7 protein-coding genes are annotated in these 12,751 nt (G+C 75.8%); 1 reads left to right on the top strand and 6 read right to left on the bottom strand.

What is annotated here, in order from left to right:
• The 6 genes from ACFOWE_RS24745 to ACFOWE_RS24720 all read right to left on the bottom strand — a co-directional run.
• Positions 1-293: hypothetical protein (locus ACFOWE_RS24745; protein ID WP_377291785.1), on the bottom strand; the 293-nt coding region annotated here is incomplete at its 3' end.
• A gap of 121 nt (positions 294-414) precedes the next feature.
• Positions 415-1,542 carry an acyl-CoA dehydrogenase family protein gene (locus ACFOWE_RS24740; protein WP_377291783.1) on the bottom strand — a complete coding sequence of 376 codons (1,128 nt, stop codon included), beginning with the start codon at positions 1,540-1,542 and terminating at the stop codon, positions 415-417.
• A gap of 10 nt (positions 1,543-1,552) precedes the next feature.
• The gene (locus ACFOWE_RS24735; protein ID WP_377291781.1) at positions 1,553-2,965 is read right to left on the bottom strand and encodes a condensation domain-containing protein; all 1,413 of its coding nucleotides are present in this window, start codon (positions 2,963-2,965) and stop codon (positions 1,553-1,555) included.
• The gene (locus tag ACFOWE_RS24730) at positions 2,962-6,297 is read right to left on the bottom strand and encodes a non-ribosomal peptide synthetase (protein ID WP_377291779.1); all 3,336 of its coding nucleotides are present in this window, start codon (positions 6,295-6,297) and stop codon (positions 2,962-2,964) included. The genes ACFOWE_RS24735 and ACFOWE_RS24730 overlap by 4 nt, the downstream gene beginning before the upstream one ends.
• A gap of 23 nt (positions 6,298-6,320) precedes the next feature.
• Positions 6,321-10,397 carry a non-ribosomal peptide synthetase gene (locus tag ACFOWE_RS24725; RefSeq protein WP_377291777.1) on the bottom strand — a complete coding sequence of 1,359 codons (4,077 nt, stop codon included), beginning with the start codon at positions 10,395-10,397 and terminating at the stop codon, positions 6,321-6,323.
• Positions 10,398-10,556: 159 nt separating this feature from the next.
• Positions 10,557-11,891, bottom strand: coding sequence for a serine hydroxymethyltransferase (locus ACFOWE_RS24720; RefSeq protein ID WP_377291775.1), 1,335 nt, complete (start codon positions 11,889-11,891; stop codon positions 10,557-10,559).
• A gap of 272 nt (positions 11,892-12,163) precedes the next feature.
• Here ACFOWE_RS24720 and ACFOWE_RS24715 point away from each other — a divergent pair.
• Positions 12,164-12,751: AMP-binding protein (locus ACFOWE_RS24715; RefSeq protein WP_377291773.1), on the top strand; the 588-nt coding region annotated here is incomplete at its 3' end.

The raw sequence follows: 12,751 nt of genomic DNA, 5'->3' as shown, positions 1-12,751 counted from the left end.
GCCAGCAGGTCCAGGGTGACGAGCGTGCCCATCAGCGGGAGCGGCTGCATCGAGCCGCCGACCTCCTCGCACAGCATGGTCAGCACGGCGTGCCCCAGCTCCAGGCCGCCGCGGTCCAGCGGCACCCCGAAGTCCCAGGCGCCGACGTCGGTCAGGGCGTCCCAGGCCTGCTCGGGGCTCCCGCCGCCGTCCAGCAGCGCCTGCCGCACGGTCAGACGGAGCTGGCGGAAGAGCGGGTCCTCCTCCTCCCAGTCGGTCCACCACTCGCCGGCCGTCTGCTCCATCGCGGTCATCGCGCCTCCCCGCGCAGTTCGTCCCGGTGTCCCGCACGGTGTCCCGCACGGTGTCCCGCACGGTGTCCCGCATGGTGGAGGGCACCGCCTCCGGCGCCGCGTCCGTCCGCGGCCCGCGCGGTCACGGCCGCACCTCCGCGCCGGAGTCGAGGCGCAGGCGGGCCAGCGTCTCGAGCATCATCTCCGAGGTCCCTCCCGAGATCCGCATCCCGGGCGCCTCGCGTGCCGCCACGTCCAGCGGGTCGGCGACGCCCTCCTCCTCCGCGATCATCGCCAGGTCGCCGCCGTGCTCGGCGGCCCACCAGGCGATCTCGGCGGCCAGTTCGGTGGTGTACCACTTGGCCGCCGCGGCCTCGTCCTCGTTGAGCTCACCCCGGTCCAGGCGGGTGAGGACCCGCCGGACCAGCGTGCCCGCCGCGACGAGCCGGGTGTTGAGCCGGGCGAGACCGATCGCGTCGTGCTGGGTGAGCCCGCCCCGCAGCCGCTCCGTGGCGGCGCGGTGCCAGCGCAGCGCCTTGACGTAGTAGTCCAGGCCGGTCCGCTCGTAGGCCAGTGTCTTGACGACGATGGCCCAGCCCTGGCCGGGCTCGCCCACGACGTCGCCGGGCCCCACCGCCACCCCGTCCAGGGTGACCTCGTGGAAGTCGTCGTCCATGAGGGCGGGGATCGGCTCGATCCGCACCCCCCCGCCGCCCAGCGGGACCAGGAACAGGGTCAGCGCGTCGTCGTCGTCCCTGGCCAGGCAGAGGGCGTGGTCGGCGAGCCTGGCGAAGATCGAGTGCGTCTTGGTGCCGTGCAGCCGGTAGCCGTCGCCGTGCCGGACGGCCCGGGTGGACAGCACCGACAGGTCCGAACCCGCGTGCGGCTCGCTGAACAGCACGCACCCGTAGGACGTGCCCGCCGCGAAACCCGGCAGATGCCTGGCCCGCATCTCCGGCCCGGCGCAGTTGAGCAGCGTCGTGCCGACGATCGACACGGTCAGCGTGTGCAGCAGGTCCGGCACGTCGTGCATGGCGAGCTCCTCCACCAGCACCGCGGCGGACACGTGGCTCACCCCCCGCCCGCCGTACTCCACCGGCCACTGCGGCGCGAGCAGTCCCGCGGCGCCGAGCGCCCGGTGGACGGGCCGCGGATCACGCCGCCGCCGGGCCTCGGCGATCGGCGCCGCGGCGAGGACCTCGCGGATCTCGTCGCGCAGCGCCCGGACAGGCGCCTCGCTGTGCTCCCACAGGAGCTCGGACGTGAGCATGGCTCCCCTCTCAGATGAGTGCGGCCGCCGGGTCGAGGGCGGCGCCGGACAGGACCCGTCCGATGCCGTCCACGAGGTCGCCGGTCTCGGCGGCGGTGGTCGCGAGGCGGTTGTACTCGGCGGTCCCGGACACCCGTCCGTCCCGCTCGACGAGCCCCACACAGGCCAGCGCCGCCGCCGGGACCGGGCTGTAGAGCTCCAGGTGCCGCGCCGGCGGTCCCGGCACCTGGCTCACCTCGATCCCGGGCAGGTCGAGCGGGACCGCCGGGTAGTTGTGCAGCGCGAACAGGACCGAGTACGGCGGGGCGGGAGCCATCCTGTCTCCGCCGTACCCGCCGTACCCGCCGAACAGCGCGTCCACGGGGAGCCGCTGGTGGGCCAGGGCGTCCGTCACGGCCGCGCGGGTCCTGCGCAGCAGGGACCGGAACGACGGCCGCCCCGAGCAGTCCACCCGGATCGGCACGACCGTCGTGAACTGCCCCACGACGTCCTCCATCCCGGCGAAGACCCGGCCCGCCACGGGGGTGCCGACGACCACGTCGCGCCCCCGGCCGGGCGGGCCCCCGCGCTCCCCGCGGCGCGCGAGCACCACGGCGAGCGCGGCGAGCAGCGTCATGAACGGGGTCGCGCCCTCGGCCGCGCCCAGCGCGAGCCCGGCGGACACGGCCCCGGGGTCCAGCGCGACGGGCAGATGGCCGCGGGCGAACCCGCCCGCCCGCGGGGCGGGCGGCAGCCCGGCCAGGGAGCGCCGCCAGTGGTCGAGCTCGGCGGTTCCGCCCGGCCCGCAGAGCCAGCGCTCCTGCCAGGCGGCGACGTCGGGGAACTGCAGCGGGGGCGGGGAGCCGGCGCGCCCGCGGTAGGCGTCGGACAGGTCCTTCAGGAACACCGCCGACGACCAGCCGTCGAAGACCGCCAGGTGCGCGGCGAGGACGAGAACGTGGTCGTCCTCGCCGAGGCGCAGCAGCCGGAACCGGGTGCTCTCACCCGCGCCGAGGTCCAGGGGCCGCCGCGCGCTCCGGGCGACCTGGTGCGCCACCTCGGCCGTGCGCCCCGCCGCGGAGAGGCCGGACAGGTCCAGGACCCGCAGCCGCAGGTGCGGCTCGGCCTCGACGTGCTGCGTGAGCCCGCCGGGACCGCCGGTCAGCCGCGTGCGCAGGGCCTCGTGCCGGCCGAGCACGGAGGTGAGCGCCGCGGCCAGAGCACCCGGGTCGAGCGGGCCGCGCAGCCGTACGGCGTGCGAGCCGGTGCCCGACCCCGGGCCGGCGGCCTCGTCGCGCAGCAGCCGCTCCTGCACCGGCGTCGCCGGCACCGGGCCGGCGGCGGCACGCGGCACGGGATGGGCGGGCACGGGCGCCTGCGCCCCCAGCAGGAGCCGGGCCAGCTCCCGCTTGTGCGCCGGGAGCCCGTCCAGGACGTCGGTCATGACATCCCACCGCCCGCGCGCAGCGAACGGAGCATCTCCGCGGCCTCCTCGTCGCTCATCTGTTCGATCCGGTCGAAGACCGACATCAGCCGCTCCTGCTCGGCGGCGGCGTCGTGCTGGGCGTCGCGGACCAGCGCGGCCAGGCCCGCCACGGTCGGCCGGGAGAAGAAGTCCGCCAGCGCGATGTCGACGCCGAAGTGGCCGCGCACGCGGGAGACCGCGGTGGTGGCCTGCAGCGAGCTGCCGCCCAGGGAGAAGAAGTCGGCCTCCACGTCCACGTGCTCGCGGCCCAGCAGCGGCGCGACGACGCCGTGTGCGATCTTCTCCTCGACGGTGTCGCGCGGCGCCGTGATCTCCGCGTCCGCGTGCCCGGCGGGTGCGGGCAGCGCGGCCAGGTCCACCTTCCCGTGCGGGGTGCGCGGCAGCTCGTCGAGCGTCACGACGACCGGGACCATGTAGCCGGGCAGCCGCTCGGCGGCGCCCCGCCGCACGGTCTCGGCGTCCGCGGTCCCGGTGGCGTAGCCGACCAGAACGCGCTCGCCGTCCGCTCCGGCGACCACTGTGACCACCGCCTGCTCCACGCCCGGCTGCCGGAGGAGTACCGCCTCGACCTCGCCCGGCTCGATCCGGAACCCGCGCAGCTTGATCTGCCGGTCGGTGCGGCCGAGGAACTCCAGGTTGCCACCGGGCAGCCAGCGGGCCAGGTCGCCCGTCCGGTACAGCCGTGCGGTCGCCTCCCCGTCGGCGTAGGGGTTGTCGACGAACCGCTCCGCGGTCAGCTCCGGCCGCCCGAGGTAGCCGCGCGCCACGCCGGGCCCCGCCACGCACAGCTCGCCGGGGACGCCGGGCGGCACCGGCCGCAGCCGCCCGTCCAGCACGAACGCCTGGTGGCCGGCCATCGGCCGCCCGATCGGCGGGTTGCGGTCGTAGGAGCCGACGCAGTTCATGAGCGTCACCGCGACGGTGGCCTCGGTCGGCCCGTAGCCGTTGACGAAGCGCCGCTCCCCGGCGGTCCACTCGGCCACCAGCCCGCCGGGGAATGCCTCGCCGCCCACCGAGACCAGCCGCAGGCCGGGCAGGCGCCGCTGGTCCAGCAGCGGCATCAGCGCGGGCGGCAGCTCGGCGACCGTCACGTCCGCGCGCCGCATGAGCGCCGTCAGCAGCTCGGGGTCGTGCCGCTCCTCGTCGCCGGCGACGACCAGCTCGGCGCCGGCCAGCAGCGTGGTGAAGATCTCGAACACCGAGACGTCGAACGTGAGGGGAGCGAAGTGCAGCACCCGGTCGGCCGGGGTGATCCCGTAGTCCGCCGCGATGGCCCGGGAGAAGTGCGCGACCGAGCGGTGCTCCACCATGACGCCCTTCGGGACGCCGCTGCTGCCCGAGGTGTAGAGCACGTACGCCAGGTCCCCGGGCTCGCACACCGGGGGCACCGCCGCCACCTCCCCGGCGGGCGGGGCGGGCACGGGGACGGCCTCCACCCGTCCCGGCAGGGCGGCCCCGCCCGGGCCGCCGGGCTCGACGAGGGCGAGGCGGACCGACGCGTCGGCGAGGATCGCGTCCACCCGCTCCGGCGGGGCGGCCGGGTCGACGGGCAGATAGGCGGCGCCGGCCTTGAGCACGCCGAGCACCGCGGCGACGGCCGCGGGTCCCCGGCAGAGGCGGACGGCCACCGGCTCGTCCCGGCGGGCCCCCCGGGCGCGCAGCTCGCCCGCGACCGCCTCCGACCAGCGGTCCAGCGTCGCGTAGTCGACCACCGTGTCGCCGGAGCGGACCGCGACCGCCCCGGGGCGCTCCCGGGCCCGCTCCCGGAACAGCCGGTCCAGCGTCGCGGTGTAGGCGGCCTCGTCGACGGGGCCGCCGCGGGAGAGTTCGCGCGCGTGCCGGGAGGCGCCGGGCTCCTCGACGAGGGTCAGCTCGCCGACCCGGATCCCCGGGTCCTCCGCGACCTGCCGCAGCACCCGCTGGAAGGCGTCCAGCAGGGCGGCCGCGGTGCCGTACCGGTACAGGGAGGTGTTGTACTCCAGCGACAGCTCCAGGTCGTCGGCCTCGCCGGCCAGGAAGCTCAGGTCGAACTTCGCGGCGCCGTCGTGCTTCTGCTCGACGCAGAACTCCACGCCGCCGGCCTCGGCACGATGGGCGCCCCAGCGGCCCAGGGAGGTGAACTCGATCTGGAACAGGGGGTGGCGCAGCGGGTCGCGCGGTGGCCGTACGGCCTCCACCACCTGCTCGAACGGGAGCTCGCTGTGCGCGAAGGCGTCCATCACGGCCGAGGAGGTGCGGCCGACCAGCTCCTGGAAGGTCAGGTCGTCGGTCACCTCGGTCCGCAGCGTGATCATGGTGACGAAGCAGCCGATGAGCCGCTCCAGGTCCGGGTGGGGCCGCGAGGCGCTGGCGGTGCCGACCACCACGTCCTCGGAGCGGGTCCAGTGCCGCAGCAGCGCGTTGAAGGCGGCCAGCAGGGTCGTGAACACCGTCGTGCCCGCCGCCTCCGCGACCGCCGAGAGCTTCCCGAGCGTCTCGGCGTCCACCGGAAGCGACAGCCCTCCGCCCTCGCCGCGGGTCTCGGGCGTGCGGGGGTGGTCCGGCATGACCTCGGTGGCCTGCGAGCCGGCCAGGATCCGGCGCCAGGCGTCGGCCAGGGCCGCCGACCGCTCGGTGTCGAGCTTCTCCCGCTGCCAGGCCGCGAAGTCGGCGTACTCCACCGGCAGGTCCGGCAGGTCGCTCCCGCGACCGGCCACGGCCGCCTCGTAGCCGGAGGTCAGCTCCTCGGCGAACACCCGGGTCGAGCCCGGATCCCACACGATGTGGTGGACCACCCAGAGCAGGACGTGCTCGTCGTCGGACAGGCGGACCAGCCGGGCCCTGATCGGCGGCCCCGCGGACAGGTCGAACGGGGCGGCCGCGTCCTCGGCGGTGAGCTGGGCCAGCTCCCGCTCCGGGTCGTCCTGGCCGGACAGGTCGGCCGGCTGGATGCCGACCACGTAGCCGGGCATCGGCTCCTGCCAGGGCAGCCCGTCCACCTCGATCAGCCTGCTGTGCAGGACCTGGTGGCGGCGGACCACCGCGTTCACCGACTCACGGAGCGCGGCCGGGTCGAGCGGGCCGCGCAGCCGGATCGACAGCGCGATGTTGTTGCGGTTGCGTCCGGCGCCCAGGCGGTCGACGAACCACATCTGCTCCTGCTGGAACGAGGTCCGGGCCCGGGGGCCGTGGTCGCGGCGGCTCAGCGCGGCGCGGCCGGCGCCTGCGGACATCTGGCCGCGCATCTGCCGCAGGAGCCGTGACCGCTGGCCCTGGGGCAGCCGTCCGAGCCGTTCGGCGAGGTCGCTCATCAGTATCCTCCGTCAGCGGGTGGTCACCGGGTCGGCCGGTGGAACTCGGTCAGCAGCTCGGCGAGCTGCCCGGGAAGGTGCTTGGCGAAGTAGTGGCGCCCGCCGGGGAGGACGGCCAGCCCCACCTCGGAGGCGTACAGCCCCCAGGCCAGGTGGCCCTCCCGGTATCCCTCGGTCGCCTCGTCGGCGTCGCCGATGATGCAGGTGAGCGGGGTGGCCAGGTGCGGGCCGAAGCCGGCCTGCGTCCTCGCGAAGAAGCGGGCCGCCTCCGTCATGTCGTGCCGGACCATGCGGATCACCGCGGTCAGGTCGCGCTCGTCGAGCACCCCGTCGAAGCCGTCCATCGACCGCAGGTGCGCGACGAGGTCCTCGTCGCTGGAGATCCGCTCCATCTCCAGCGAGTACTCGGGGTCGTCCTCCGGCAGCGCGGCCGCCAGGTACAGCGCGCGGGGGCGCAGGCCGTACCCCTCCAGGACGCGGGTGGTCTCCAGCGCCGCCACGACGCCGGCGCAGTGCCCGTAGACCGCGAACGGCCCCCGCACCGTGCGGGCGATCTCGGTGGCGGCGAGCTCGGCGAGCTCCGCGACGGGGAGCATCGGCCCCGGGCGCACCGGGTCGTGCCCGGGCGGCGAGACCGCCACCAGCGCGATCTCCGGCGGGAGTTCGGCGGCGAGCGGCCGGTAGGCGATGGCGTCGCCGCCGCCGTGCGGGAAGCAGACCAGCGTCAGCTCCGGCTCCCGGCCCGGCGCCGGCTCGGGGGTGAGCCGGTACAGCAGCCGGTGCGCGGGCCCCGCCCCGGCCCCGTCGCCGGGCCCGGACAGCTCGGCCAGGCGGGCGGCGAGTCTGCGCGGCGTCGGATGGGTGAACAGCTCGACGACCCGCAGGCCCTCCCGGACCGCCCGTACGGCGCGCACCGCGGCGAAGGAGTCGCCGCCGAGCGCGAAGAAGTCGTCGTCGGGGCCGACGGAGGCGGCGCCCAGGACGTCGCGCCACGCGCCGGCGACCGCCGCGACGAGCGGGTCGCCGCAGTCGGGGGCCGCCCCGCCCGGCCCGGCGGCGGGGTCGGGCAGCGCCGCCCGGTCCACCTTCCCGTTGGGGCTCAGCGGCAGGCGGCCGAGCACCACCAGGGCGGACGGCACGGCGTGCGGCGGCAGCACGCCGCCCAGCGCGGCGCGCACGGCCCCGGTGTCCACCTCGGACCCCTCCTCGGGGACCACGTAGCCGACGAGCCGCGCGCTCCCCCCGCCGTTCCCGCCGCCGCGGGCCACCACGGCGGCGTCGCGCACCCCCGGCTGCGCGCGCAGCGCGCTCTCCACCTCGCCGGGCTCGATGCGCAGCCCGTTGAGCTTGATCCGGAAGTCGGTACGGCCCAGCAGCTCGATGACACCGTCCGCGCGGTGGCGCGCGACGTCGCCGGTCCGGTACAGCCGCTCGGTGAGCCCCGGCTCCAGCTCGACGGTCACGAACCGCTCCGCGGTCAGTTCCGGCCGGTCGAGGTATCCCCTCGCCAGGCCGGCGCCGCCCAGGTGGAGCTCGCCCGGAACGCCGGCCGGGACGGGCCGCAGGCGCTCGTCGAGGATGTAGGCCCGCTGGTTGGCCATCGGCCTGCCGTAGGGCAGGTGCGTCCAGGACGGGTCGACGCGGTGGACGGGGAACTCGATCGAGTGGATCGACGCCTCCGTGGCCCCGCCCAGCGCCGCGAACGCCAGGCCGGGGGCGAAGGCGCGGATCCGGTCCGGCTGGGCGACGGGGATCCAGTCCCCGCCGAGGAAGGCGACCCGCAGTCCCGGCAGGTCCGGCCCGCCGGCGTGCTCCAGCTGGTCGAGGAGCAGGTCCAGCAGCGCGGGGGCGGAGTTCCACACCGTGACCCCGTGGCGGGTCATGAGATCCGCCCAGTGGGCGGGGTCCCGCGCGGCGGCGGGGTCGGGCAGGACCAGCGTGCCGCCCGCGCCGAGCATGCCGAGCACCTCGTAGACGCTCATGTCGAAGCTGGGGGAGGAGAGCGCCAGGACCGCGTCGCCGGGACGCACGCCGTACGACCGGTTGAGGTCGAGCAGGTTGTTGACGACCCCGCGGTGCTCCAGCGCGATCCCCTTGGGGGTGCCGGTGGAGCCGGAGGTGTAGATGACGTAGGCCAGGTCGCGGGAGGTGACCCGGGTGACGGGACGGTGCGCGGGGCGGGCGTCGATCTCCGCCCGGTCGGCGTCCAGCAGCACCCGCAGGGCGCCGTCCGCGCCGCGGCCCTCCCCGCCGTCCCGCCCCGTCTCCGGGATCCGGGAGGCCAGCTCGGAGGTGGTGACCAGGACCGGCGCCGCGGCGTCGCGGATCATGAAGGCCAGCCGGTCGGGCGGGTAGTCCGGGTCCAGCGGCACGTAGGCGCCGCCGGCCTTGAGCACGGCGAGGATCGCGGTCACCAGGCCGGGGCCGCGGCGCAGGCACAGCGCCACCCGCCGGTCCGGCCGCACGCCCAGGCGGATCAGGTGGTGGGCCAGCCGGTTGGCGCGCTCCTCCAGTTCTCCGTAGGTGACCGTCCAGCCGTCCAGTCCGCCGCAGACCAGGGCGGGCGCGCCGGGCCGCCGGTCGGCGTGCTCCTCGAACAGCCTGTGCAGGCATGCGGTCTCCGGGAACGGCGCCGCCGTGGCGTTCCAGCCGTGCAGCACGGCCCGCCGCTCCGCCTCGGACAGCAGCGGCAGGTCCCCCACCGGGACGTCCGGCCGCTCGACCGCCGCCTGCAGCACGGTGAGGAAGTGCTGGAGCAGGCGGTCGACCGTACCGGGGTCGAACAGGGCGGTGGGGTACTCCACCAGGGCCCGGACGGCGGCGCCCGTGTCGTGCACGCTGACCATCAGGTCGTACTTGGTGACGCCCGACTCGAACTCGACGGGCTCGGTGCGCAGCCCCGCCAGCTCCGGCGCGGTGTCCGGGGTCTCGTCCAGCAGGAACATCACGGACGTGAGCGGTGGCCGGCTCGGGTCACGGGGGATCTTCAGCGCGTCGACGATCAGGTCGAACGGCATCTCCTGGTGGGCGTAGGCGCGCAGGGTCGTGGCCTTGACGGAGCGGACCAGCTCGTCGAAGGTCGGGTCGCCGCCCGTCTTGATCCGCAGCGGCAGCGTGTTGACGAAGAAACCGACGAGGTCGGCGACGGCGGGGTGGTCACGGCCGGAGACCGAGGTGCCGACCACGATGTCGTCCTGGCCGGTGTGGCGGGCGAGGGTGGCGGCGAAGGCGGCCAGCAGCGTCATGTACAGCGTCGCGCCCGCGGCCCTGCCGTGCTCGCGCAGCGCCGCGACGAGCGGGGCGGGCAGGTCGAGGTAGCGGGATCCCCCCTCGTGCCCGAAGAGCGGCGGCCGGGGCCGGTCGGTCGGCAGGTCCACCGGTGCCGCGCCCGCGAGCTCTCCGGTCCAGTAGTCCCTGAGCCGCTCCAGCCGGTCACCGTCGATCCGCCCGCGCTGCCAGGCGGCGAAGTCGGCGTACTGCAGGGGCAGCGGGGGCAGGCCGGGGTCGCGGCCCGCCGCGCGGGCCGCGTAGCAGCGCTCCAGCTCGGTGGAGAGCAGCCGCATCGACCAGCCGTCGGTGACGATGTGGTGGATGTTCAGCAGCAGGACGTGGTCCTCTGGGCCCAGGCGGCCCAGCGCGGCGCGGACCGGGGCGCCGGCCGCGAGGTCGAACGGGGTGATCGCGTCGGCGGCGTGGAACGGGCCGATCGCGGCCTCGTCCGGCAGCTCGACGACCGGCAGGGGCAGCCGGTGGCCCGGCAGGACCTCGGGTACGGCCTCCTCACCCCGGCCCGGGTAGACGGTGCGCAGGACCTCGTGCCGGTCCACCACGTCCTGCAGGGCGCGGTGCAGCGCCCCGACGTCGAGCGGGCCGCGGATCCGGGTGGCCACCGGCACGTTGTAGGCCGGGGAGCCCGGCTGGAGCTGGTCGACGAACCAGAGCCGCCGCTGGGCGAACGACATCACCGCCGGCTCGCCGTCGGCCCGGGGCACCGGGTCCTCCTGTTCTGCGGGCCTGTCGCCCGCGCCCGCCAGCGCTTCGAACAGCGCCCGGCGCGATGCGGGCAGACCGGCGATACGTTCGGCGAGGGTGTCGCTCACCGGGAACCTCCATGCGTCGTCGGGAAGGGGCGTCGGGTGGCACGGCTGCGGCCGGGACGGGGTGGGACGGGGGACGGGGGGGACGGGGGAGAGAGGGGCGCGCGGGCCGGCGCGGGGCCTGGGGCGGGCCGGGGCGGGGAAGACGCCGGCCCGCGCGGGTCAGCGGGCGTAACCGGGCAGCGGGAAGTCCCGGCAGAGCCGGGAGACGTCGGCGCGGATGCCGTCGCGGGCCGCCGCGGGGAGCCTGTACTCGGTGTCGCCGAGCTGCTCGACCGCCTCGACGGCCCGGCAGAAGAGGTCGGCGCAGGCGGCCATGTCACCGGGGCCCATGCCGCGCAGCGCGAGCGTGTTCGTGCCGAGGCGGACGCCGGAGGTGATCTGGGCGGGCCGGGCGTCGCCGACGATGCGGTTCTTGTTGACGATGATCCCGCACTCCTCCAGCGCCCGCTCGACGACGACGCCGGTGTGGCCCTTGGCGCCCACGTCGATGAGGACGAGGTGGTTGTCGGTCCCGCCGGTGACCAGGCTCTGGCCCCGGTCCACCAGTTCCGTCGCGAGCCGCCCGGCGTCCAGCCGCAGGCGCAGGGCGAGCTCGCGGAAGGCGCCGGTGGAGGCGGCGGCGAACGCCCGCGCCTTGGCCGCCACCGCCGCGAGGTCCGGGGTGCCCTGCGCGCGGGGGAAGACGGCGCGCTGCAGGGCGCCGCGCAGGGTTCCCCGCCCGCCGGGGCCGGGCCGGTCGGCGTCGGGACCGGACAGGATCAGGCCACCGCGCGGCCCGTAGAGCTGCTTGTAGGTGCTGGTGGTGGTGACGTGCGCGTGCGGCATCGGGTCGGGATGCTCCCCGGCCGCGACCAGCCCGGCGATGTGGGAGATGTCGGCCAGCAGCCAGGCGCCGGCCTCGTCGGCGATCTCGCGGAAGCGGGCGAAGTCGATGGCGCGCGGGTAGGAGCTCGCGCCGCAGACGATCACCTTGGGGCGGACGCGCCGGGCCAGTTCGGCGACGTCGTGGTAGTCGATGAAGCCGTCGGGTCCCACACCGTAGCCGGCCGTGCGGAAGTACCTGCCGGTGACGGAGGCGGGGGAGCCGTGCGTGAGGTGCCCGCCGGCGTCCAGGTCCATGCCCAGCACGGTGTCGCCGGGTTCCAGCAGGGCGAACAGCACCGCCAGGTTCGCCGAGCTGCCCGAGTGCGGCTGCACGTTGGCGTAGGAGGCGCCGAACAGCTCGCAGGCGCGGGAGACCGCCAGCCGCTCGACGTCGTCGGCCACCTCGCAGCCCGCGTGGAAGCGGGCGCCGGGGTAGCCCTCCGCGGTCACGTTCGCCAGCGCGCTGCCGGCGCAGGCCAGCACCGAGGGCGGCGCGGTGCTGCACGCGGCCACCATCGCGAGCGTGTCCGTCTGGCGGCGCATCTCGCGCTCCAGCAGGTCGAAGATCTCGGGGTCCTCGGCGGCGAGGTTCTCCGTCGCGCGCCGGTGGAAGTCGGCCAACCGGACCATGCGGGCCTCCAGTCGTCAATGCCGCCGGGGAGAAGGCCCCGGGAAGGCGGTTGTTTCGATCCGCGGCCGGAAGATTAGGCACGCCCAGTTAAGCGCCGGTTATGACGATTTATTGAAATAAATAAGCAAATTGAATGGCACACCGCCCGTATTCGCGGGCGGGTGGAGACGGGCCCGGACGTGCGGCGTAACCGCCCAGCAACCGGCTGCCGCGAGGGTGGGCGGCGACACCGGTTCGATGGCGGTTTTGACGGGATGACTCTGGAGGGCCAGTGACGACGGGAGCACCGCAGCGCTACTTCCAGGTCGTGGTCAACCAGCACGGGCAGTACGGCGTATGGCCCCTGGCCGACGCGGTGCCCGGCGGCTGGTCGCCGATCGGGTTCGTCAGCACGCGGGAGGAATGCCTGGTCCAGGTGGCCGAACTGTGGCGGGACATGCGGCCGGCCGGGAGAACGGACGGCCGTCCCGCGGACTGGATCGGCCGGATCACCGCCGCGGCGGACGCCCGCCCGCACGCCGTCGCGCTGCGCGGCGGTGGCGAGCGCCTCACCTACGGAGAACTGGTGGCGGACGCGCGGCGGCTCGCCGGACGGCTGTCCGCCCTCGGCGTCGGCGCCGAGACCCGGGTCGCGCTGTACCTCCCGCTCGGCGCCGCGGCGCTCACGGCGCTGCTCGGCGTCGCCGTCACCGGCGCGGCCTACCTGCCGATCGACGCCGCCGACGACCCCGGCCGCCGGGACCTGATGATCGCTGACAGCGGCGCGCGGGCGGTCGTCACGGGCCGGCCCGAGACGCTGGCGCACACCGACGCGCATCTCGTGACCTGGCCGGACGGCGCGGCCGGGGCGGGCGCCGCC

Source organism: Planomonospora corallina, assembly GCF_042650625.1.
Lineage (GTDB): Bacteria > Actinomycetota > Actinomycetes > Streptosporangiales > Streptosporangiaceae > Planomonospora_B > Planomonospora_B corallina.
The sequence above is the reverse complement of the archived record's forward strand: the minus strand, read 5'-3'. Positions and strand labels throughout refer to the sequence as shown.